Below are 23,400 nucleotides of genomic sequence, written 5' to 3' on the forward strand. Positions count from 1 at the left end.
AAAGAGTCGCGACCATGACCGTGCTATTGAGTGAGCGCAGCCAGATTTTCCAGGGCGCCGATGCCTACGCGGTGTCGGACTACGTCAACCAGCATGTGGGCAGCCACTGCATTCGCCTGCCTGCCAGGGGCCGGCCCCGGGCAAGTATCAGCCATCGCACCTTCGCCAGCCTGGACCTGTGCCGCATCAGCTACGGCGCACCGGTGCGGGTCACGTCGGTGGCGCTGGAGACCATCTATCACCTGCAGATCCTCTTGAGCGGGCATTGCCGCTCCAACTCCCGTGGCGAGGATGATGTGTTCGGGCCGGGGGAAGTCCTGCTGATCAACCCGGACGACCCGGTAGACCTGACCTATTCCGCCGACTGCGAAAAATTCATCATCAAACTGCCGGTGCGTCTGCTGGAAAACGCCTGCCTGGAGCAGCACTGGAGCCTGCCGCGGGCGGGGGTCCGCTTCACGACGGCCCGCCACGCGCTCAGTGAAATGGGCGGCTTCCTGCCGTTGCTCGGGTTGATCTGCCATGAGGCGGAAAACCCTGCCGAGCCCCACATGCAAGGCCTGTACGAACGCATCGTGGCCAACAAGCTGCTGGCATTGCTGGGCAGCAATGTGTTGCGGGTGTCCCCCCGGGCTGCCCACGGCGGTGGGTTTGAAGCGGTGCACGAATTTATCCAGCAGCACCTGGGCGATGACATCAGCGTCGAGCAGTTGATGGCCGTGGCCAACGTCAGTGAACGTTCGCTGTACAGCCTGTTTGAGCGCCAGGTGGGGCTGTCGCCGCGCGATTATGTACGCCGCTGCAAGCTCGAACGCGTACACGCACGCTTGCAACTGAGCAGCACGCGCAGCGTGACCGAGGTGGCTTTGGACCATGGGTTCATGCACCTGGGGCGGTTTTCCGAGGCCTATCGCAAACGCTTCGGCGAACTGCCGTCGCAGACCTGGAAACGCCATCGTTAAGCGACGTGCGCCTGGCGGATAGCGATGTGCAGGCAGCGGATATTGACGGGCAGGGTGAACACGTACGGTGAGGGCGCCTGATACAAGAACAACGGAGGGCCCGCCCCATGATCAGTACGCTCGACCGACTCGCCTGCCAATTGCGCGAGTCCGTACAGGAAGACCCCGCCACTGGGGTATTCCGCTGCCGCCGCGACATCTTCACCGACCCCGACCTGTTTGCCCTGGAGATGAAACACATCTTCGAAGGCGGCTGGATCTACCTGGCCCATGAAAGCCAGGTGCCGCAGATCAACGATTACTTCACCACCTGGATCGGCCGCCAGCCGGTGGTCATCACCCGTGACAAGCACGGCGCGCTGCATGGTCTGGTCAACGCCTGCGCGCATCGCGGCGCCATGTTGTGCCGGCGCAAACAAGGCAACAAGGGCTCATTCACTTGCCCCTTCCATGGCTGGACGTTCAGCAACGCCGGCAAGCTGCTCAAGGTAAAGGACGCAAAGACCGGCGCCTACCCGGACAGCTTCGACTGCGACGGCTCCCATGACCTCAAACGCCTGGCGCGCTTTGAAAACTACCGCGGTTTCCTGTTCGCCAGCCTCAGCGATGCGGTGCCGGAACTCAGCGATTACTTGGGCGAAACCCGCGTCATCATCGACCAGATGGTCGACCAGGCCCCTTTGGGCCTGGAGGTGCTGCGCGGCAGCTCATCCTATGTCTATGACGGCAACTGGAAGCTGCAAATCGAAAACGGCGCCGACGGTTACCACGTCAGCTCCGTGCACTGGAACTACTCGGCGACCATGGGCCGGCGCAACTACGACGCCGAAGGCACGCGCACCGTCGACGCCAATGGCTGGTCGAAAAGCCTGGGCGGCGTCTACGCCTTCGACCACGGGCATATCCTGCTGTGGACGCGCCTGCTCAACCCCCAAGTGCGCCCGGTGCACGCTCACCGCGAGGCCTTGGCCGAACGCCTGGGCCAGGCGCGCGCCGACTTTATCGTCGACCAGACCCGCAACCTCTGCCTCTATCCCAATGTGTACCTGATGGACCAGTTCTCGACCCAGATCCGCGTGGTGCGGCCCCTCGCCGTGGATAAAACCGAAGTGACAATCTATTGCATGGCGCCCATCGGCGAAAGCGCCCAGGAGCGCGCCACGCGGATTCGTCAGTACGAAGACTTCTTCAATGTCAGCGGCATGGGCACCCCGGATGACCTCGAGGAGTTCCGCGCCTGCCAGACCGGTTACCAGGGCGCGAGCACCCTGTGGAATGACTTGAGCCGTGGCGCCAAGCAGTGGGTGGAGGGCGCGGACGAAAATGCCTTGGCCATGGGTATGAAACCGCAGCTCAGCGGGGTCAAGACCGAGGACGAGGGCTTGTTTGTACGCCAGCATGCGCACTGGGCCCAAAGCCTGAAGCGTGCGATCGAGCGCGAACAGCAAGGGCTGATAGCCAGCGACCGTGAGGTGCTGCCATGAGCCTTGCCCGTGACCACCTGCTGGATTTTCTTTACCGTGAAGCGCGCCTGCTCGACGACCGCCAATGGGATGACTGGCTGGCCTGCTATTCGCCCAAGGCCGAGTTCTGGATGCCCGCCTGGGACGATCACGACACTCTCACCGAAGACCCGCAGCGCGAAATCTCGCTGATCTACTACTCCAACCGTGACGGCCTGGAAGACCGCATCTTTCGCATCAAGACCGAGCGCTCCAGCGCCAGCACGCCCGAGCCGCGCACCGTGCACATGCTGTGCAACCTCGAAGTGCTGGCCGACGACGGCGCGCAGGTGGACCTGCGTTTCAACTGGCACACCCTCAGCCACCGCTACAAAACCACCGACAGTTATTTCGGTACCTCCTTCTATCGCCTCGACATCCGTGGCGAGCAGCCGCTGATAACGCGCAAGAAGGTGGTGCTGAAAAACGATTACATCCACCAGGTCATCGACATCTACCACATCTGAGGACACCGCCATGACGTATGCCATCGCCCTGAACTTCGAGGATGGAGTGACCCGCTTCATCGACTGCAAGGTGGGGGAAAAGGTGCTCGATGCCGCCTTCCGCCAGCGCATCAACCTGCCCATGGACTGCTCGGACGGCGTGTGCGGTACCTGCAAGTGCCGCTGTGAAACCGGCGCCTACGACTTGGGCGACGACTATATCGACGACGCCCTGAGCGCCGACGAAGTGCAGGCGCGCCAGGTACTGACCTGCCAAATGGTGCCGCAGTCCGACTGCGTGATCGCCGTGCCGGTGCCGTCCAGCGCCTGCAAGACCGGCACCACGCACTTTGCCGCGACGCTGGCCGGCATCACCCGACATGCCGATGCCGCGCTGGAGGTGAGTTTCGAACTGGACCAAGCGCCGGTATTCCTGCCCGGCCAGTACGTGAATATCAGCGTGCCCGACAGTGGGCAGACTCGTGCTTACTCCTTCAGCAGTCGCCCGGGCGACCCGCGCGCCAGCTTCCTGATCAAGCACGTGCCCGGCGGGTTGATGAGCAGTTGGCTCGAGCGCGCCCAGCCGGGCGACAGCGTGGCGATCACCGGCCCACTGGGGAGTTTCTACCTGCGTGAGGTGGCGCGGCCGCTGCTGTTACTGGCCGGTGGTACCGGCCTGGCGCCGTTCCTGTCGATGCTTGAAGTGCTCGCGCAGCGCCAGGAAACCCGCCCGGTCCGGTTGATCTACGGCGTAACGCGGGATCAGGACCTGGTGATGATTGAGGCGTTGCAAGCTCTTACCGCGCGTTTGCCCGACTTCAACCTGGTGACCTGCGTGGCTGATCCGCACACCACTCACCCGCGCCAGGGCTATGTGACCCAGCACATGGCCGACGAAGCCCTCAATGGCGGCGATGTCGACGTGTACCTGTGCGGCCCGCCGCCGATGGTCGATGCGGTGCGCGAGCACTTCAAGCAGCAGAGCGTGACCCCGGCCAGCTTTCATTACGAGAAATTCACCCCTAACGCCGTCGCCACGTGCGATGCCGCCTGAGGACTGCCGCATGACTCAACGGTTTAACAACAAGGTCGCGCTGGTCACCGGCGCTGCGCAAGGCATAGGCCGGCGTGTCGCCGAACGCTTGCTGGAGGAGGGGGCCTGGCTGGTCGCGGTGGATCGCTCCGAGCTCGTGCATGAATTGCAGCATGAGCGAGCGCTACTGCTGACCGCCGACCTGGAACAATACAGCGAGTGCGCGCGGGTAATGGCAGCCGCCACGGCGCGTTTCGGGCGCATCGACGTGCTGGTCAATAACGTCGGCGGGACCATCTGGGCCAAGCCTTTTGAGCATTACGCCGAGGCTGAAATCGAGGCCGAAGTGCGCCGCTCGCTGTTCCCTACGCTGTGGTGCTGCCATTGCGTGCTGCCCTATATGCTGTCGCAGGGCGCGGGCGCCATCGTCAACGTGTCTTCCGTGGCTACGCGTGGGGTCAATCGCGTGCCCTATGGCGCAGCCAAGGGCGGCGTGAATGCCTTGACGGCCTGCCTGGCCCTGGAGACTGCCGGCAGCGGGATTCGCGTCAACGCCACCGCGCCCGGCGGCACCGAGGCACCGCCACGGCGCATCCCGCGCAACAGCCAGCCGCAGAGCGAGCAGGAACGTGTGTGGTACCAGCAGATCGTCGACCAGACCCTCGACAGCAGCTCGATGAAACGCTACGGCAGCATCGACGAACAAGCTGGCGCAATTCTGTTCCTGGCCTGCGACGAGGCCTCCTACATCACCGGCGTGACCTTGCCGGTGGGCGGCGGCGACCTCGGGTAAGGCTTGTTCCGTCAGATGACATGGACTCTCCTTTTCAAACCATACGAGGCATGCCCTCAGGTGTGGGCCACTAGAGACCATCAGGATCCCCAAAAAACATTTTGACTGGGCTCTAGCGCAGTGATTCAACGTCGGCCAAATTAAGATTTGCCCCCAATTTTGCCCCCTGACGCACAGGATAAATGCGAAATCGCGCTCTACCCTGCAGGGCTGGTCGAAGAACAATTGTATTCCGGCACCGTGCCGGTTTTTTTGGGTATGAGGAGAACTCATATCCCCATGACTTTTAATGGTTACAGCCCCTCCGGGCCCCGATGTTAAAAAATCGCAAACACAGCTCACCAATAACAAAAAGAGCGTTTGCAATCATGACTAAGCCCACTGCCGCGTCTCCGCCAGCCTCGTGTTGCGCTCTTCATACCCTGATGTTTGCCACGCGATCTTCAAGATCCGCGTGCGCTTCTGATCACCCAAAATAAATCCAAAAAGAGTAACGACTCATGAAAGAACTCGACCTGTATATCGGTGAAGGTTTCGAAGGTCCTGGCGTGAATGCCGCACACATCAACATCCTGATCGGCCCGCGCAACGGGCCGGCGGGGCAGGCGTTTGCCAACAGTTTGGCGTCGCCGAGCCAGGGGCATTGCCCTTTTATGGTGATCGCCCAACCGAACATTCCGGTCAAGCCGATGACGCTCTACGTCAACAAGGCCGCGATCAGCAGCGACTTGCACGGCAACGCCACCTGGGGCGCGTCCCAGGCCGGGATCGCCAAGGCTGTACTGGAAGCGCTGCTGGACGGCACCTTGCCGCCGGAAGCCGAAGACGAGTGGGCGATTGTGACGGCCAACTGGGTCAACCCGGCCTGCGATGATCTGGATGCGGTGTACCTGAATAACTACAACGCCTGCCGCACCGCGATCCGCGCCGCCCTGACCGGCAAACCGCAAACCGCGGAACTGGCGGATGTGGTCGCTCACATCAGCAACCCTTTCTACACCCCGAAAGCCTGAGGTCTGAGCCATGCAATACATCCGTTTGGGCAACTCCGGCCTGCAAGTCTCCCGCCTGTGCCTGGGCACCATGAACATGGGCACCCCGGACTGGAAACCGTGGATCTTCGATGAAAAGCAAAGCGAGCCGATCGTCGCCCATGCCCTCGATAACGGGGTGAATTTCATCGACCTGGCAGACTTCTATTCGGCAGGTGTCGGTGAAGAAGTGGTCGGTCGCATCGTTAAGCGTCTGGCCCGTCGTGAAGACTTGGTCATCACCACCAAGGTCGGCTACGGCACCCGCAACGGCATCAACGCCAGCGGTCATTCGCGCAAGCACATCATGGACAGCATCGACGCCTCGCTGAAGCGCTTGAACATGGATTACGTCGATGTGTTCATGCTGCATTACTTCGACCTGAATACCCCGGTTGAAGAAACCATGAGTGCGATGAACGACATTGTGCGCTCCGGCAAGGCTCGCTACATCGGTGTATCGACCATGCTCACCGGGCAGCTGGCGAAGATCCTCATGGCTTGCGAACGCAACGGCTGGGTCAAGCCGATCAACATGCAGCTGCAACTGAACTGCGCCTACCGCGAAGAAGAGCGCGAGATGATTCCGTTCTGTCGTGATCAGGGCCTGGGTGTCTCGGTGTTCAGCCCGCTGGCTCGCGGTTTGCTCACCGGCGACGTTCAATCGACCCGCAACCAGACCGACTTCTTCACTCAGCAGATGTACAGCGACGAGGCATCGTTCGAGATCGCTCATTCGGTGCAGCGCGTGGCCCGCGCCCGTGGGGTATCGAACGCGCAAATCGCTCAAGCCTGGGTTGCCAATCATCCGGGCGTCGATTGCATGCTGGTCGGCGCCGACACCACCGCGCAGTTCGACAGTGCCTTGGCAGCCTTGGAAACCAGGCTCGACGCCGAAGAACTGCATGAGTTGGAACGCAACTACACCCCGTGCGACGTGATCAACGATTACACCGCCGGCAAACGCATCCTGCGCTCAGCCCGCCCGGGTCTGGAACGCTTTACTCTGACTGAGGCTGTGGCATGAGCTCGCTGATCCGTAACGGTAATTTCATCGACGGCCATTGGTCGAGCGGGGGCGCGACCTATCCGGTGTCGAACCCGGCCAATGGCGAAGTGATCGCTGACGTACAAAGGGCCGGCGCCGAGGAAACCAACCTCGCCATCGCCGCAGCTAATCGTGCCTTGCCGGCCTGGCGAAAATTGACCGCCAAAGAACGCAGCCAGCGCCTCAAGCGTTGGAGCGAACTGATGCTGAGCAACCAGAAAGACCTGGCCACGTTGCTCAGCCGCGAGCAGGGCAAACCGCTCGCCGAAGCCATGGGCGAAGTGGTCTACGCCGCAAGCTTTCTGGAATGGTTCGCCGAAGAGGCCAAGCGCGCTTACGGCGACATAATTCCGAGCCATAAGGCTGATGCGCGGATCATTGTGGTCAAGGAAGCCATCGGCGTGGTTGCGGCGATCACCCCTTGGAACTTCCCGCTGGCAATGGTCACGCGCAAGGTCGGTCCGGCGCTGGCGGCGGGTTGCACAATGATTCTCAAACCGTCGGAGGAGACGCCGTTGTCAGCCTTCGCCCTGGCCGTGCTGGCCGAGCAAGCGGGGATTCCGGCCGGGGTGTTCAACGTGGTTTCCGGTGACGCCGTGGCAATTGGCGGGGCACTGCAAGCGTCCGGCATCGTGCGCAAACTGTCGTTTACCGGCTCGACACGTACCGGCAAGCTGCTGATGCGCCAAGCGGCGGATACGCTGAAAAAAGTCTCGCTGGAATTGGGCGGCAACGCTCCATTCATTGTGTTCGACGATGCGGATCTGGACGCTGCGGTCAAAGGTGCGATGGCCTCGAAATTCCGCAACACCGGCCAGACCTGCGTCTGCGTGAATCGTTTCTTCATCCAGGACGGCGTTTACGAAGCGTTTACCGGCAAACTCGCCGAAGCCGTCGCCGCGATGCGCGTGGGCAGTGCGCTGGACGGTGAAACCGAGCAAGGTCCGCTGATCAACGCGGCGGCGTTGGCCAAGGTTGAGTTGCACGTGAGTGACGCCTTGGAGAAGGGCGCCACGCTGTTGTGCGGCGGTCGTCGTCATGCGCTGGGCGGTACGTTCTACGAGCCGACCATCCTCACCGACGCCAACAGTGACATGCTGATCGCCCAGGATGAAACCTTTGGTCCGGTAGCCGCGTGTTTCCGCTTCAAGGACGAAGCTGAAGTATTGCAACGGGCCAATGACACACCCTACGGATTGTCGGCGTACTTCTACAGCCGCGACATCGGCCGCGTCTGGCGCATGGCCGAAGGCCTGGAAGCCGGCATGGTCGGGATCAACGAAGGCATCATTTCCACGGAAGTCGCGCCGTTTGGCGGCATCAAGGAGTCGGGCCTGGGTCGCGAAGGCTCCAAGTACGGTCTGGAAGACTATCTGGAAATCAAATACCTGTTGATGGGCGGCCTCTAACCCAACCGTAACGCCTGTGGGAGTGAGCAAGCTCGCCCCACAAGTCAAGCGCTATCGATTTCTTTTCTCCTTCAATAACAACAACTGGAGACGAACATGCCCGCCCAATCGATAAAGATCGATGACCTGCCCATCGGGCGCTTCCACCTTAAAATCGCCGGTCTGACGTTCGGCGCACATTTCACCGATGGCTATATCCTGGGCCTGATCGGTATTGCCTTCACACTACTCAGCCCCCAGATGCAGCTAGATGCCTTCTGGCAAGGACTGATCGGCGCTTCGGCACTGATTGGCCTGTTTCTTGGCAGCCTGTTCTTCGGCTGGATTTCCGATAAGGTCGGGCGGCAGAAAATCTTCTTGGTCAGTTTTGTCCTGATCACCCTTGCTTCGGTCATGCAGTTCTACGCCGAAACTGCGACCCAGTTATTCCTCTGTAGGGTGATAATCGGCATCGGACTGGGCGGCGACTTCAGCGTCGGCCACGCAATGCTCGCCGAATTCTCGCCAAAAAAACACCGGGGCGTGTTGCTGGGTTCATTCAGCGTTATCTGGACTTTTGGCTATGTTGCCGCGACCTTCGTCGGCACCGCCATGCTCCATCTCGGCGATGACGCTTGGCGCTGGATGCTGGCCTCTTCAGCCATCCCGGCAGGGTTAATTCTGATCGCGCGGATCGGTACGCCCGAGTCACCCCGCTGGTTGGTCAATCAGGGGCGGATTGCCGAAGCACGGGCAATTGTCAAAAAACACCTGGGCGATAATATCGAACTCGATGAAACCCGCTCCACCGAAACACGTTCCGGCTATGCGGTGCTATTCAGTCGCGAATACCGCAAGCGCACCGCGTTCAACTGCCTGTTCTTCGTCTGCATCGTGATGCCGTATTTTGCGATCTACACGTTTCTGCCGTCGATTCTGCAGAAGCTGGGCTTGGCAGAGGGCTTTGGCACTGAATTGATGTTGAACATGCTGCTGATCCTCGGCGCATTGATCGGCATCTGGTGCACAGTGAAGTTCTCGCGGCGAGGCTTTCTGATCAATTCATTTATCATCCTGGCGGTGGCCTTGTTCCTGCTGGCAGCTCTGCCGGGCAGCGCGCCATTCCTGATGGTACTGGTGTTCGGCGTGTTCACGCTGGTGTTGTCAGCGGTGAGCAACCTGGTGGGCGTGTTCCCGGCCGAGAGCTTTCCGACCGAAGTGCGGGCCAGCGGGATTGGCTTGGCAACGGCGGTCAGTCGCTTGGGCTCTGCGATCAGCACGTTCCTGTTGCCGGTAAGTGTGGCGGGTATCGGCTTGAGCCCAACCATGGGCATCCTGGCGTCGATTCTCGCACTGGGCGCGATCATTTCCTGGGCCTGGGCACCGGAAACCAAATCCCTGACACTGAGCCAGGCGTGCAAGGCGCAGGGTCCGATGGAGAACGCGGCACCCGCTGCCACAAAGGTCGCAGCCCGAATCTAAAACCCACCACAAGCCCAATGTGGGAGCGAGCAAGCCCGCTCTCACATTTGGATGTCGGTGTTTCAGGGATTGCTGACCAGTCCCAACCAATCAGTAAACAACTGCACTTTCGACAGCCCCCGTTTCTCATTCGCCACATCCAGCCAATATCCGTAAGGCCCGACCACTTCCACAGCAGTGATCGGCAACAGGCTGCCATTGGCCAGTTCCTTTTCAATCATCTGTCGGTCAATCACCGCCAGCCCACCACCGGCCAGTGCCGTGTGGATCACCTGGTCCAGCGTGCTGAACTCCAGCCCTTGCGCGGCATCGACATCCTCGCGGCCCATCGCCGACAACCAGTTCTCCCACACCTTCAAGCGTTTGCCGTCATGCAGTATGTGCAATAGCGGAAACTGCCTCAGATCCGGCGGCTGGCCATTGACGAACAACTCCGGGCTGGCCACTGCCATGTGCCGCTCCATTACCAGCAACTGACTGCTGCAATGGTTGGCCGCTTCAAGGCCAAAGCGGATGTGGCAGTCGATTTGCGCGAGGCTGTCGTTGCCGTTCTGGTGGGTCACGCTGAGGCCGATGTCCGGGTAGCGTTGACAGAATGCGCGCAAGTGCGCCGACAACCAGCGCGTGGCCCAGGTCGGTGGTGCGACGATACGCAGGCGTTGGCGCAGGTTCGGCACACGCACCGCTTGCAGGGCGCGTTCGACGTGGTCGAAGGCATCGCTCAATTGGGGGGAGAGGGCAAGGCCGGTTTGGGTTAGCGACAGGCCTTGGGGTGTGCGGATAAACAGCGCCACGCCGAGATAATCTTCAAGCTGCTTGATCTGACGGCTGACCGCGCCTTGGGTGACGTTCAACCCCAAAGCCGCCTGGCTGAAACTGCGATGCCGCGCGACTTCTTCAAAAATGCGCAGCATGTTGAGCGAGGGCAGTTGACGCATGAATAGGATGACTCCATACCGGCCTTCGACGCAGTAATGCGCGGGCAGGTTTATTGTTTTTGGTGAATATTCTGTACGGCGTATCTGACTCCTTTCCGAAAGGCTGATGCAAGTGGTGTTTGGGTTAAAGTCTTCGCCAGCAAGCCCGCGCCCACAGGTTATGCACTGAACCTGTGGGCGCGGGCTTGCACGCGAAGAGGCCTTCAGAAACGCCGAACAGTCCGGCTCAGAAGTAATACCCAATGTTCATGTACAGCTGATTCTCCCACTGGTTAGTCCCACCAGACGCCAAGCTTTGGGTGTAACTGCTGCCACCAACGTACGGGTCATTTTTGCCGTACAGCCATTCCGTCGCGATCCACAGTTTGCTGAACGAAAACGAAGTGCCCAGAATCAGACGTTGCGAGGTCTTGAACGCGTCGGCGGATTTATCGAAGGCGCTGTAGTTGGCGTACAGCTTCACACCGCTGATCTGGTCGAACAGGTATTTGCCGGCGACGTCATAGCTCAGGTCGGCGACGTACAAGTTGCCGCGACTGGCGACGTTGTAGGTGCCGTCGTACCCGCCAAGTGTGACGACTTCATCGCTGCCACGGTTACGCGGCGACATTTGTTGCCGCGCCGCTTGCAGTTGCACGCCCCATGGGCCGTTCTTGCCGAGGTAGTGCACGGCCACCGCGTTGCGGCGGCCATCGTTATCGGTGTCCTTGTTTTCCAGGGTAGAGGTCAGGCCGGAGAGGCCGATTTCGGATTTCCACGCGCCCAAGTCCAGGGCCTTGGCCACGCGCAGCACCACGGTATTGCGTTCCTGGTTGTCGCTCCCGTCGCCCACGTAGCTGTCGGCCCCGGACACCACGCTGGAATACGTCACCCCTTTGCTGGTGCCTTTGCCTTGCCACGCCGGGCGTAGGTAGTAGCCGGCCTGGATATTCCAGTCGCCACTTTGCTGGATGTACTTGGCGCCGACTTGTTGCACATCTTCCAGGCCGATGACGTTGCCCAGGGTTTCGTAAAAGGTGCTGCCGAAGTACGGCTGCAAACCGAACGGCACGGTATTCAGGCCTACCTGCACTTGTTGGTCGGGATTGAACTTGTAACCGACCCAGGCGAACTTGGCGAACTGGATATCGCCGTAGTTCTTGGTGTACTGGTAAGGATAGGAACGTCCGTAGAAGCGGTACTGGGCCTCGCCGATCCAGGTGTCAGAGTTATACTTGGCACTGAGGAACACCGTGTCCAGGCCAAACTTCTGGATGTCGCGGTCCGGATCGTAGTCCCAGCGCGCCCGAATGGCACCGCCGAGGTCAAGGTTGTCGGTAACCTGCACTGCCATGGCCGGGGCCGCGAAGGCGCCGAGCAGCGGAATGAGAGCGATGGAACGAACCGCAATATGGGTAGTCGTGCGCACAGTGTACTCCTGGTTTTTTAGTTATCGTTGGCAACAGCAGCCCATGGCGCAGCGAACGCTGCTACCTGGGAAAAAGGCTTGTTAACTCAGTTGACTTGCGGTCGGATCAGCCTCAGCGCGGGATCGGCAATAGGCACCACCGGAATCGCCGAAGCGCCGGGGGCTGCAGCCAGCAAGGTCTGGGTGTAGGCGTTTTGCGGCCGCAGCAGCACCTGTTCCGCCGTGCCGTACTCCACCACTTCGCCCTGGCGCATCACCGCGATGTAGTCACTGATTTGCGCCGCCACGCGCAGGTCGTGGGTGATGAACAAAATGCTCAGGTTGAGGCGCTGTTGCAGCTCGGCGAGCAGCTCCAGTACCTGTTTTTGCACCGAAACATCCAGCGCCGATACGCTTTCATCCGCAATCAGCACTTCCGGGCGCATCGCGAGCGCCCGGGCTATGCCGATGCGCTGACGCTGGCCACCGGAGAACTGCCGGGGCTTGCGCTTGAGGGCGTCACGCTTGAGCCCGACCTGTTCCAGCAGATCACCGGCCTCGGTCCACGCATCCTTGGCTGACAAACCGCGCAATTGCGCTGCGCGGGCGATGATATCGCCGACCCGGTGCCGTGGATTGAGCGAGCCGTACGGGTCCTGGAAAATCATCTGAATCCGCCGCCGATTGGCCGCCAGCGCGGAACCGCGCAATGCCAGGAAATCCGTGTCACCCACCCAGACATGGCCGCTGTCGCTTTCCACCAGCCGAATTGCAGCTTTGACCAAGGTGCTTTTGCCCGAGCCGGACTCACCCACAATCGCCAGTGTCTTGCCCCGTGGCAGTTGCAGCGAGACATCCTTGAGCGCCGGGACTAAGCGGCCGCCGACGTTGTAGGTCTTGGTCAAGTGCTCAATGCGCAACGCCAACTCACCATCGGCGCACGGCGCGTGCAACTCTGGGTGCAGGGCCGGAACAGCGGCAATCAACTTGCGGGTGTACGGGTGTCTTGGCGAGTTGAGTACTTGATCGCGTTCACCGATTTCCACCAGCACACCCCCCTCCATCACGGCGATGCGGTCAGCGATTTCCGCCACCACGCCGAAGTCGTGGGTGATGAACAGGATGCCGTGCTGACCTCGACCGCGCAGGTCGCGGACCAGTTTCAGCACTTGGGCCTGTGTGGTCACATCCAGCGCAGTCGTCGGTTCGTCGGCAATCAGCAAATCCGGGTTCATCGCCAGCGCCATGGCTATCACCACCCGTTGGCATTGGCCGCCCGAGAGTTGATGCGCGAAGCTGTTGGCAATACGTGGCGGATCGGGCAATTGAGTCGAGTCGAGCAGGGCGAGCATACGTTCGCGGCGCTCCTTGGCGGGCATCTGCGGCGCATGAATGTCGAAGATTTCTTCGACCTGCTGACCAATGCGAATCGCCGGATTCAGCGCTGCCATGGGCTCCTGGAAAATCATCGCAATGCGGTTGCCGCGCAGCGTGCGCAGAGCGTTTTCGTCCATGCGGCAGATATCGTCGCCGAGGAAATCGATCACGCCTTCACTGTGGCGCAGGCCTTTGGCGTAATCGCCCATGATCGCGGCCGAGAGTACCGATTTGCCGGAGCCGGACTCGCCGATCACACACAGAATTTCACCTTTGCGTACATCCAGGCTGATGCCCTTGACGGCGTGGCTACGATCGGCGCCGGCGGGCAGTTCGATGGAGAGGTTTTCCACTCTCAATACTTGTTGATGACTCATGCTCAACTCCTTGCGCCTTTCTGGGCGTGCTCGTCCAGACCATCCGCCAACAGGCTCAGGCCCAGCATCAGGGTGGAGATGGCAATGCACGGGAAGATCACCAAGTGGGGGAAGGCGATGGCCATGCTGCGGCCTTCGTTGATCATGCCGCCCCAGTCCGGGGTCGGCGGCGGCAATCCGAGTCCCAGGAAGCCAAGGGCGCCAATCATGATCGCGGTGTAGCCGATGCGCAGGCAGAAATCGACGATCAACGGGCCACCGCAATTGGGCAGGATTTCCACCAGCATGATCCGCAACGACCTTTCGCCCTGAGTGATGGCACTGAGCACGTAATCCCGGGAACGGATGTCGATGGTCAGTGCGCGCATGATCCGGAAGATGGCCGGGGCACTGGTGAAGGTCACCGCAATCAGAATGTTCAGCGCCGAAGCGCCGAGGGCGATGATGATCACGATGTACAACACCAGCACCGGGAACGACAGCACGGTGTCGGCGACATAGGACAGCAGCGCATCGACCCAGCCATTGAAGTAGCCGGCGCACAGGCCCATGGCGATGCCCACGGCGAATGCGGTCAGTGTTGCCAGAATCGACCAGAACAACACGGTGCGCGTGCCCCAGATCAGCCGCGAGAGAATGTCCCGGCCGATCATGTCGGTGCCGAGCAGAAAGTGCATCCCGTTGCGATCCGGCGTCATCGGCGTCAGCAGCGGGGTGAAGCTTTCCAACGGGTCGTGGGGCGCCAGCCACGGCGCAAACAGCGCCATCAACGCCCAGCCGCCTACCAGCAGCAAACCGAGTAACGCGAGGGGATGTTTGAACGAGTTAAGGAAGTTCATTGGCCACCTCCGCCAAGACTGCGCAACGTTATGCGCGGGTTGAGCCAGGTGTAGGCAAGGTCCGAGAAGATTTTGGTCGCGCCGACGACGATGCCACTGATCATTGCGCAGGCTTCGATCAGGTAGACGTCATGGTTCAGCGATGCGGTGTAGAGCAGCGAGCCGAAGCCTTTGTAGGCGAAGAACACCTCGACCACGATCACGTTCGACAGCAGCCACGGGATGTACAACATGATCACGGTGATTGGCGCGATCAGTACGTTACGCAGCGCATGGCGCAACACGATGCGTGAGGTCGACGCGCCTTTGAGGCGGGCGGTGCGGATGTACGGCGCCTGCATCACCTCGACCATCGAGGCCCGGGTGATGCGCGCCAGATAGCCGATGCCGAAGAGGCACAGCACCATCAGCGGCAACGCCAACTCGACCGCATTGAAACCGTCACTCATGCTGCTCACACCTGGCAGCCAGTTGAGCCAGAACACGAAGATCGCTGAGACAAACACCGCGCTGGCGAAGTCCGGGATCGAAGTGGTGACGATCGACAGAAACGACACCAGTCGATCCACCGCCGAGCCCTGGCGAATCCCGGCCAGAATGCCGAGGGTCAACGCCACGGGCACCATGACCGCCAACGCCAACCCGGCGAGGATCAACGTTTGCCCGAGGTTCGGCAGCAGCAGATCAATTACCGGCTCGCGAAAATGCACCGAGGTGCCCCAGTCGCCGCTGAGAAAGTCCTTCAGCCACACCAGGTAGCGCCAGACGAAGGGTTGGTTGTAACCGTGTTCCACCAGCCAAGCAGCGCGCTGGTCGGCGGCGGAATAGGGGCCGAGGACGTTGATTGCGACGTCTTCGATATTCAGTTCCAGGGCCAGGAACACGATCACTGACACCGACAGCAAGGTTGCCGCCAGCGCCAATAACTTGCGCAATAAAAATTCAGCCATGCTCGCACGCTCCGGCTAATCAAGGGATGGCGGCCCGCCGCAGTTGAGTGGGCGGGCTCGTTCGGGGCGCTTGAATCAGGCGCTCAACCAGACTTGATCCATTGGGTAGAAGTCTGACGGGTGAACCTGAAAGCCCTGGACTTTCTTGCTCGCGGCGGTGAATTTATCGCCCCAGAACGGCTGGACCATGACGCAGGCGTCTTGCAGGATCTGCTCGACGCTTTGCATCGCTGCTGCCCGTTGTTTCGGGTCGATGATGCCCATGGCTTTGTCCAGCGCTGCGTCGAACGCCGGGTCGCTGTAGTGGCTTTCATTCCAGGCCGCGCCGCTGCGGTAGGCCAGTTCCAGCGACATCACACCAAGTGGGCGGTGTGCCCAGTAGGTGAGGCTGAACGCGGCCTTGTCCCAGATCGGCCAGTATTGCGTCGCGGGGATCACTTTGAGGTTGATGCGGATGCCGGCCTCGGCGCAGTTTTGCTGGAGGATCTGCGCGCAGTCCTGTTCGTAGCGGCCCTGGGTGTTGCCGACGATCAGGTCGATGTCTATGCCGTTCGGGTGGCCGGCTTCGGCGAGCAGTTTCTTCGCACCCGCCACGTCCCGCGCACGTTTGGGCAGCGGGAAGTATTCCGGGTGGGACGGCGCGACGTGATGATCTTCGCCCAGGGTGCCCATGCCGCGATAAGCGATTTTCAGCATCTGCGCGTTGTCGGCGCAGAGCGCTACTGCTTTGCGGATGCGCAGGTCGTCGAACGGCTTTTGGTCGCAGGCCATGCGCATGACGATTGTTTGCGCCGATTTACAGGTCAGCAGTTGCGCGCCGGGCAAGCGTTTGGCCAGGTCGAGTTCGGCCACGGTCACCCGGTACAGCACGTCCACTTGCCCGGCCTGCAACGCTGCGAGATGGGTGGAAATATCGGTGCCCATGTCGACGTAGCGCAACTCGTCGAGGTTTGCCGGTGTGCGCCAGTAATCGGCACGCTTGGCGAAGGTCGCCTGCTTGTTTACCGCAAATGACACCAGTTTGAACGGCCCGGTGCCCAGCGGATTTTTCGCCCAGTCGTCACCGGCCTTGAAGCTGCGGTGCACGATGGCGCAAGTGAAGGCGTTGAGCATTTCCGGGATCGCCAGCATCGGTCGCTTGAGTACCAGGCGGAACTGGAAGTCACTGACTTTTTCGAACGCGGTAATGTCCTGGAACGCGGTGCGGTTGACCGACTTGGAATCGGCGGCAATCCAGCGCTCGATATTGTGCTGCACGTCCTCGACGTTGAAGGTGTCGCCGTTGCTCCACTTCACGTTCTGGCGCAGGTTGAAGGTCCAGGTTTTCAGGTCCTCGGACGGGCTCCAGCTCTCGGCCAGGTACGGGTGAGTGATGTTGTCGGCATCGACCCAGGTCAGGAATTCGAGACTGTTGCGCAGCAGGTTCGAGGCTTCGATCCAGGTGATCAGCATCGGGTCCTGGATTTCCTGGATAGCACAGGCAAACCTCAGGCTGCCGCCCTGACGCGGCGTTACCGCGTCAGCGGCATGAGCCGAATTACCGAGCAGCGCGGAACCGAGGAAAGTGCTCGCACTGGCGGCGGTGATACCCAGCAGTGCGGCGGTGCGCAGGAATTGGCGACGATTGATCTCGCCACTTTTGACTTGGGTGCACAGGTCGTTCACCGCTGGATGCGGCAGAGTGCCGTCCAGTGTCATTAAGTCTTTCATATGCCTCTCCGATAACGTGCAAAAGTGCGTTTTTCGACTGGCCGCACATGGGGCGAGCGGCAGACGCGGTCGGTTCGATGAACCGAGACTGTCAGTGGCCGGCAGCGCGAAGGCGCAGGCGTGACAGGCGTGAAGCCGGCAGTAGGGCAAGGCGCAACGAGATCAGAAGGACGGAGGCTGGGTATGACATAGGGCTGCTCTCATGTTGTTTTTATTAGAGATGCCCGCAGTTTTGTCATCTTGGCAACGATCGACAAACGATAAATTCAACGCTGAAACGTTCGATAAATGCATGTTACTGACCGTAAGGAAGGCTGCCGCTTGAGCTAGACAGGCCGGACGGAGGAAGGCGCGGGTACGAAACACTGCGCGGTGGACGCAAACGCCCCTTGTTCCTGGTGGGAACAAGGGGAAAACCGGACGATGTCGAAGGAGGTTACGGCGCCGTCCGGGGCAACTCAGCGTGGCATCAGGCGCGGATCGAACGGATAGTCCGAGAGCAACTCGATGCCGTTTTCGTGGATATAAATCTGCTCTTCGAGCTTGACCCCTTCGCCGCCCGCATCGTGGCCGATGTAGCTTTCCACACAGATGGTCATGCCGGCTTCGAACACCCCGTCGTAACCCAGTGCATCGATGTCTTCGCGGTGCACCACGTACGGGTATTCACCGGTCATGCCAACCCCGTGGGCCAGGGCGAAATAGCGGTTGGCCTTGTAGTTGTCCGGGATTCTCCAGGCCAGCTCGGCGTATTCCTTGAAGCTGCGGCCGGCCCTGAGCATTTCCATGTTGGTCTGCACTTGTTCGTAGGCCAGTTTGTACAGCTCCTGTTGCTTGGCGGTGGCGGCTTGCTCGCCGCAGAGGAAGGTACGGGAAAAGTCCGCGTAGTAGCCGAAACGACCAACCACATCGGTGTCCAGCGCCACCAGGTCACCGGCTTCGATGGGCCGGGTGCTGCACTCCTGGAACCACGGATTGGTGCGCGGGCCGGAGGACAGCAGGCGGGTTTCGACGTAGTCGCCGTCGGTAGCGATCACGTGCTGGTGCAAGTGCGACCACAGTTCGTTTTCGCTGATGCCCGGCACCAGCTTACTTTCCATCAAGCGCACGCCGGCCTCGGTGGCACGCAGGCTGGCGCGGATCATCTTCAGCTCGTTCGGCACCTTGATGCAGCGCGCGCGCTCCAGCGGTTCCTGGGCATCGAATATCTGGTAGCCGAGTTTTTGCAGTTCGAACGCAGCGGCCGAGGTCGCGCTTTCGATGGCGATGCGTTTGTTACCGCCGCCGTGTTTGCGCACCAGTTCACCGATTTCAGCGGCCCATTCGGCGGTGACGTTATTCAGGAAGCTGTCGCAGAAGTAATAGGAGATGGCCTTGGCCGGGCGCACTTCATCGACGGTGTTGAGCTGTTCGGCCAGGTGCAGGCAGCCGCCGAATTCGAAGACCACCACCGGGCCTTCTGCCGGGATGAAGGCATAACGTGCCGGGTTGCGCGCCGAGTACACCTGCATGTTGCGCGAGCCGGTGGCGTAGCGCATGTGGGTCGGATCGAACAGCACGCACGCAGCGTAGTCGCGTTTTTTCAGTTCGTTGCGCACACGTTGCAAACGGTCCAGCTGGATCTGCTGAATCTGGGCGTAGGTCGGTTCGCAGTCGGCGGGGTTGCGGTTAGGGCCGGACAGACTCATGGGGTGTTCCTCGCAGGGCAAATACGGTTGGTTTTTCTAAGATTTTTCTGGGATGGATCAGTCGAGCAACCGGTCGCTGCGTACCAGGTTGCGTTCGGCTTGCAGATGGGCTTCGGACAGGCGTCCGTAAAGCTGTTTGGTGCGCTGGGCACGGCCGATGATTCCGGGCTTCTCGGAGTAGGCGAAGATCGCCGTATTGCGTTCAGTAGTGCCTTCGACGCGGGTTACCCGGTGCACTGAAAAGCGACCCTTGAAAATCTGCAAATCGCCTGGGTTGAGCTCCAGTTCCTGCACGCGGCTGCGGTCGTCCCCGCGCACCACGTTGCCGACAGCGCCGAGGTTTTCCTGGGTGCGCGTGCGGATCATCGGCGCGTACTCGAACAGGCCGCCAGCCTCGGGCTTCTGGGTCATCATGCTGACGATGAATTCGTTGGTATCGAAGTGCCAGGGTTGCTCGGTGCCTTCGGGCATCACATTGATCACCAGCCCGGCGAACGGGTCGGCGTATTCGAAAATCTCCGGCTCGTCGAGGCAGGCACCGATAAATCGCTTCATCATCGGCGAGACGTACAGGCGATGAATGATCGCGTCCGGGGCAATCATGTCCCGCGTGACAAAACCGCTGGTGCGCTCCATGAATGTGCGGCGCGGGTCATCCTGGGGCAGGGTAGGGTCGTCTTCTGTGAAATAGGCGTTGACCTTGCGCACCGAGTAAAAGGTCTTGCCCGACAGTGCCTGACCTTCGGCACGGGCCCGTTCCAGCGCCTCGGGCCGCAAGAAATCTTTCAGCAGGCAGCAACCGTCTTCGGCCAGTTCTGCGCGGGCGTGTTCGATCAGCGCCTGCAACCGGACATGGCCCGAATCATGTATGGGGTACAACTCGGTATTTATGATATCGCTGATATCGCCCACTTCGGCGTCGGCAAGTTGAAGGCTCATGCAAGTCTCCTGGAACTATCAATTAACAGTGTTTGGCGTTGAATCGATAGTTGCGCAAAGAGGTGCGAAGTGGAAATTACAAGTTGTGATCGAATCCATCGGCAGGGGCGATAGTTATGTCAGGCGAACTGGATGGGACCTTACTTAAAGTGTTTGTTGCGATTATCGAGTGCCACGGATTTTCTGCGGCGGCCGAGCGTCTGCACAAAACCCAATCGACCATTAGCCAAAGTTTGCAGCGCCTGGAGGAAATCGTCGGCACGCCGTTGGTCCAGCGCACCAGTCGCTCGGTGAGCCTGACACCCGGTGGCGAGACGTTTCTGATCTATGCGCGGCAGATCCTCAAACTGCATGCCGATGCGATCAACGCCGTGCAACTGCCCGATGAGCAGATGTGTATTCACGTCGGCATGCCCGAGGACTACGCCCAGTTTTGCCTGGCCGAGGTGTTGCGCGACTTTCAGGTGCAGTTTCCCCAGGTGCGGCCGGACATTTGTTGCGAGATGTCGACGGCGCTGGTCAGTCGTTTGCAACGCGGTGAGCTGGACCTGGTGCTCGGTGTGCAACACGCCAATCTGCAACTGGGCGAATATCTGTGCGACGAGCCGCTGGTGTGGGTGGCGGCTGAGGGCTGGAGCGCCGGGGCGGATGTCTCGGTGCCTCTGGCAGTGTATGCCGAGGGCTGCGCCTTTCGAGCCAATGCCGTGCGGGCGCTGGCCGAGGCCGGGCGGGCGTGGCATGTGGTTTACACCAGCCAGAGCCCGCGTGGGATAGGGATTGCCATCGAACAGGGCCAGTCGGTCGGTGTCACGGCGCGGCGCCTGGTGCCGCCGGGTTGGAAGGTGCTGGACGCGGCTCAGGGCTTTCCACCGATAGAACCGGCGCGGTTGATGTTCTGGCGCTCCACTCAGTGCGAGGCGCTGGCCGTGGAGGCCTTGGTGCACATTCTGTCGCGTCGCTTGGGCCGTTCAGAGTGGCTGGCCGAGCGCCGGCTCACAGCGTTGACGGCGGGCCATCAGCCTCAGCAATAACAGGCTGGCGGTGACCCAGCAGACGATCCAGCCGTGCACCAGGCCAAACTGCCCGGTGGCCTGCAGCAGCCAGCCGCACAGCCAGTTTGCGGTGGCGCTGCCCAAGCCATAACCAACCATGCTCAGGCTCACCACTTGCAGGCTTTGCACGGGGCTCAAGCGTGCGCTGAGGTAGGCGGCCATCAGGCCCCAGACCGGGAAATAGAACAGCGCGAACAGCCCGGCCGCCAGCCAGGTCAAGTTCAGGCTCGGTTGCCAGAGCAGGGCGAGCATTGCCAGGCCGAAGGCGCTGATACTCAATGCCATCACCCTCAATGTCCCCCAGCGATCCGCCAACGCGCCCAGCAACAAACCGCCAACGACCCCGCCGATTCCGATCAGTGTCCACAGTGATCCGGTGATCTGCGCGTTGGCGCCCAGCCGTTCGCTGGCAAACGCCGAGAGGAAATTCAGGAAGGGGCCGCTGATCCCGCCTATGAAAGCGCTGAGCAACAGTATGTGCAACGCCACCGGGTATTCCAGACACAGGTTCACCCATTGTCTGAGTACCCGGCGTAGCGACGGCGCGCTGCTTTGCTTGATGTGTTGGCCTGTTGCCAAAGGCGCCAAGGCCCAAAAGGTCAGCAGCGTGACAGTTAAGGTCAGCCCGGCGCACATCAGCCAGAAGTACCGCAATGAAATGCCCTGCAGCAGGGCGATCAGCACACCGTTAAGGCAGATCGCGAACGCCGCCCCCGACGACGCCAGGCCCAGCACGCGGCTGCGATGGGAGGCGGGGATCACTTCGCCGACCAGTGCGGCGATAGCGTTCCAGTTCGACACGGCGCAGGCCGAGACCAGTGCCAGGCATAGCGCGAACGGCAGCACCCACGGGGTGGCGACCGCCAAGGCCAGCAGCGCCGGGCTCAAGGCCATCGTCAGCTTTACCATGTTGCGCGGGCTGATCCACGCCGCGGCGATGCCGCTGACAATCGACGCACCCATGTAGAACAGTTGCAGCAGCGCCGCGACGAACGCGGCCTGGCTGTAGCTCAACTCGAACACCTGGCGGATCTGGGGTAATAAGGCCGAATAAAGGAAGATACTGAAGCCGTGGGTGGTGGCGTTACACGCGGTAAAGATAAGCGCCAATAAAACAATAGGTCTTGTGGCTGAGTGCGTGTTGATTGGCATGAGGTTGGCTCGGTCAGTTTAATTGCTATGGAATGGGGCGTAAGTGCAAGGCATGCCCTATGTAAGTGCGTTGACTTAGCCGGGGATTTAATTAAGGCAAGACTAGCGTTTATATAAATAAAACAGCCAGTGCTTAATAGTCGTGAGTGTGCTGCGAAATACTCATGCTATTTATACGTCAGCGACAGTGGCAGGGCTGAAACCGACGTCATTGAATATTGCCGTTTACCTGTGGCGAGGGAGCAAGGGAATCGGCCTGCACAACACAAAAATGCATGTTACTCAGGAAATTTGCCGCAAGCCGTGGGATGCTTATGGCTCGTCAGCCCCCGCGCGAGTCCTGTTCATGAAACGCAAAATGCCTGCGCTCAATGCGCTCAAAGCCTTCGAAGTGGCCGGCAGTACCGGCAGTTTTACCCGGGCGGCGGAGCTGCTCAACGTCACGCAAAGTGCCGTCAGCCGCCAGGTGCGCCAGCTCGAAGAACAGCTCGGCGAGAATCTGCTGGAACGCCGGCATCACCACCTTGAACTGACCAGCGCCGGCCGGGTTTTGCTGCGGGCGCTGCATCAATCCTTCGATAAAATCGAGCTGACGGTGCGTAGCATCCAGCAGAAGTCCCACGCCAATCGCCTGCACATCAACGCACCGCCGACCTTCACCAGCCGCTGGCTGATGCCGCGCCTGGGGCGGCTGCGGGAGAAACACCCCGAATTGGAGCTGAGCATCACCACGCGTTTGCAGGACAGCCTGGCGGAAACCAGCACCTTGGACTGCGCGATCCGCTTTGGTGATGGCGAATGGGATGGGCTGGACAGCTCGCTGCTGCTCCAGGAACGGCACATTGCGGTGTGCGCGTCGTCGTTGTACGCGCGGGAAGCGAGCGAGGGCGAAATCGACCTTAGTCGCCTGACTTTGCTGCATGTGTTGGCCAGGGAAGACCAGCGCTACCTGACCTGGAAACACTGGCTCGACGCGGCGAAAATCAGCGGCGTGGATACCCAGGGCGGCTATGAATTCGACCTGTTGGACCTGGCGATTCGTGCGGCCACCGACGGCTTGGGCATCACCATTGCCGACTGGCACATGGTTGCCCCGGAGCTGGCCAGCGGGCAGTTGACCCAGGTACTGAACGTGCACGTGGAAGGGCATCAATCCTACTGGTTGGTGACTCGGCCGGAGCAGACGTTGATGCCGCAGTTGCAGGTGTTCAGCCTGTGGCTGCAGGAGGAAATCTGGTTGGCGCAGAGGCAGCTCGAACCCTCCACCGCCGCCAGCTGAGCCCCCAACCCTCACGGGAAATTTGAT

20 protein-coding genes are annotated in these 23,400 nt (G+C 60.7%); 11 read left to right on the plus strand and 9 right to left on the minus strand.

The window, feature by feature from the left end; all coding sequences use genetic code 11:
- Window positions 1-14: 14 nt before the first annotated feature.
- The 9 genes from DK871_RS08965 (at window position 15) to DK871_RS09005 (ending at window position 9,685) form a co-directional block, all read left to right on the plus strand.
- Window positions 15-962: an AraC family transcriptional regulator gene (locus tag DK871_RS08965; RefSeq protein WP_161904750.1), complete on the plus strand. Its 948-nt coding sequence runs from the start codon at window positions 15-17 to the stop codon at window positions 960-962.
- Window positions 963-1,069: 107 nt separating this feature from the next.
- Window positions 1,070-2,446 (plus strand): Rieske 2Fe-2S domain-containing protein, encoded by a 1,377-nt coding sequence (locus DK871_RS08970; RefSeq protein WP_161904751.1) that lies wholly within the window; start codon window positions 1,070-1,072, stop codon window positions 2,444-2,446.
- Window positions 2,443-2,931: a benzoate 1,2-dioxygenase small subunit gene (benB, locus tag DK871_RS08975; RefSeq protein WP_161904752.1), complete on the plus strand. Its 489-nt coding sequence runs from the start codon at window positions 2,443-2,445 to the stop codon at window positions 2,929-2,931. The genes DK871_RS08970 and benB overlap by 4 nt, the downstream gene beginning before the upstream one ends.
- Window positions 2,932-2,941: 10 nt before the next feature.
- Window positions 2,942-3,964, plus strand: coding sequence for a benzoate 1,2-dioxygenase electron transfer component BenC (gene benC, locus DK871_RS08980; RefSeq protein ID WP_161904753.1), 1,023 nt, complete (start codon window positions 2,942-2,944; stop codon window positions 3,962-3,964).
- Window positions 3,965-3,974: 10 nt separating this feature from the next.
- Window positions 3,975-4,736, plus strand: coding sequence for a 1,6-dihydroxycyclohexa-2,4-diene-1-carboxylate dehydrogenase (locus tag DK871_RS08985; RefSeq protein WP_161904754.1), 762 nt, complete (start codon window positions 3,975-3,977; stop codon window positions 4,734-4,736).
- A 500-nt stretch (window positions 4,737-5,236) separates the two neighbouring features.
- Window positions 5,237-5,749, plus strand: coding sequence for a formaldehyde-activating enzyme (gene fae, locus DK871_RS08990; protein WP_161904755.1), 513 nt, complete (start codon window positions 5,237-5,239; stop codon window positions 5,747-5,749).
- A gap of 10 nt (window positions 5,750-5,759) precedes the next feature.
- Window positions 5,760-6,794 (plus strand): aldo/keto reductase, encoded by a 1,035-nt coding sequence (locus tag DK871_RS08995; protein ID WP_034135577.1) that lies wholly within the window; start codon window positions 5,760-5,762, stop codon window positions 6,792-6,794.
- Complete coding sequence (locus tag DK871_RS09000; protein ID WP_161904756.1) at window positions 6,791-8,224, plus strand: NAD-dependent succinate-semialdehyde dehydrogenase; 1,434 nt, start codon at window positions 6,791-6,793, stop codon at window positions 8,222-8,224. Before DK871_RS08995 ends, DK871_RS09000 begins: the two co-directional genes overlap by 4 nt.
- Before the next feature lie 96 nt (window positions 8,225-8,320).
- Complete coding sequence (locus DK871_RS09005; protein ID WP_161904757.1) at window positions 8,321-9,685, plus strand: MFS transporter; 1,365 nt, start codon at window positions 8,321-8,323, stop codon at window positions 9,683-9,685.
- Between the two features lie 62 nt (window positions 9,686-9,747).
- Here DK871_RS09005 and DK871_RS09010 read toward each other — a convergent pair whose 3' ends face one another.
- From DK871_RS09010 to DK871_RS09045, 8 genes are all read right to left on the minus strand, one after another.
- Window positions 9,748-10,623: a LysR substrate-binding domain-containing protein gene (locus DK871_RS09010; RefSeq protein WP_161904758.1), complete on the minus strand. Its 876-nt coding sequence runs from the start codon at window positions 10,621-10,623 to the stop codon at window positions 9,748-9,750.
- 226 nt (window positions 10,624-10,849) lie between these two features.
- Window positions 10,850-11,956 (minus strand): hypothetical protein, encoded by a 1,107-nt coding sequence (locus DK871_RS09015; protein ID WP_256677410.1) that lies wholly within the window; start codon window positions 11,954-11,956, stop codon window positions 10,850-10,852.
- A 161-nt stretch (window positions 11,957-12,117) separates the two neighbouring features.
- A complete protein-coding gene (locus DK871_RS09020) occupies window positions 12,118-13,764 on the minus strand; it encodes an ABC transporter ATP-binding protein (RefSeq protein WP_161904760.1) in 1,647 nt (548 codons plus the stop codon).
- Between the two features lie 2 nt (window positions 13,765-13,766).
- Entirely contained in the window at window positions 13,767-14,603 is an 837-nt protein-coding gene (locus tag DK871_RS09025) for an ABC transporter permease (protein WP_161904761.1), read from the minus strand.
- Window positions 14,600-15,553: an ABC transporter permease gene (locus tag DK871_RS09030; RefSeq protein WP_034135584.1), complete on the minus strand. Its 954-nt coding sequence runs from the start codon at window positions 15,551-15,553 to the stop codon at window positions 14,600-14,602. The genes DK871_RS09025 and DK871_RS09030 overlap by 4 nt, the downstream gene beginning before the upstream one ends.
- A 75-nt stretch (window positions 15,554-15,628) precedes the next feature.
- Window positions 15,629-17,263 carry an ABC transporter substrate-binding protein gene (locus DK871_RS09035; RefSeq protein ID WP_161904762.1) on the minus strand — a complete coding sequence of 545 codons (1,635 nt, stop codon included), beginning with the start codon at window positions 17,261-17,263 and terminating at the stop codon, window positions 15,629-15,631.
- 458 nt (window positions 17,264-17,721) lie between these two features.
- Entirely contained in the window at window positions 17,722-18,951 is a 1,230-nt protein-coding gene (locus tag DK871_RS09040; RefSeq protein ID WP_161904763.1) for a Xaa-Pro peptidase family protein, read from the minus strand.
- A 57-nt stretch (window positions 18,952-19,008) separates the two neighbouring features.
- On the minus strand, window positions 19,009-19,890 hold the full coding sequence (locus DK871_RS09045; RefSeq protein ID WP_161904764.1) for a hypothetical protein: 882 nt from the start codon (window positions 19,888-19,890) through the stop codon (window positions 19,009-19,011).
- 116 nt (window positions 19,891-20,006) lie between these two features.
- Here DK871_RS09045 and DK871_RS09050 point away from each other — a divergent pair, with 116 nt between their 5' ends.
- On the plus strand, window positions 20,007-20,921 hold the full coding sequence (locus tag DK871_RS09050; RefSeq protein WP_161904765.1) for a LysR family transcriptional regulator: 915 nt from the start codon (window positions 20,007-20,009) through the stop codon (window positions 20,919-20,921).
- Here DK871_RS09050 and DK871_RS09055 read toward each other — a convergent pair.
- Window positions 20,859-22,094: an MFS transporter gene (locus DK871_RS09055; RefSeq protein WP_161904766.1), complete on the minus strand. Its 1,236-nt coding sequence runs from the start codon at window positions 22,092-22,094 to the stop codon at window positions 20,859-20,861. The genes DK871_RS09050 and DK871_RS09055 overlap by 63 nt on opposite strands.
- A gap of 346 nt (window positions 22,095-22,440) precedes the next feature.
- On the opposite strand from DK871_RS09055, the gene DK871_RS09060 reads away from it, so the two are divergent.
- The gene (locus DK871_RS09060; protein WP_161904767.1) at window positions 22,441-23,373 is read left to right on the plus strand and encodes a LysR substrate-binding domain-containing protein; all 933 of its coding nucleotides are present in this window, start codon (window positions 22,441-22,443) and stop codon (window positions 23,371-23,373) included.
- Window positions 23,374-23,400: the final 27 nt, after the last annotated feature.

This window comes from Pseudomonas sp. L13, from assembly GCF_009935965.1.
Classification (GTDB): Bacteria; Pseudomonadota; Gammaproteobacteria; order Pseudomonadales; family Pseudomonadaceae; genus Aquipseudomonas; species Aquipseudomonas lactis.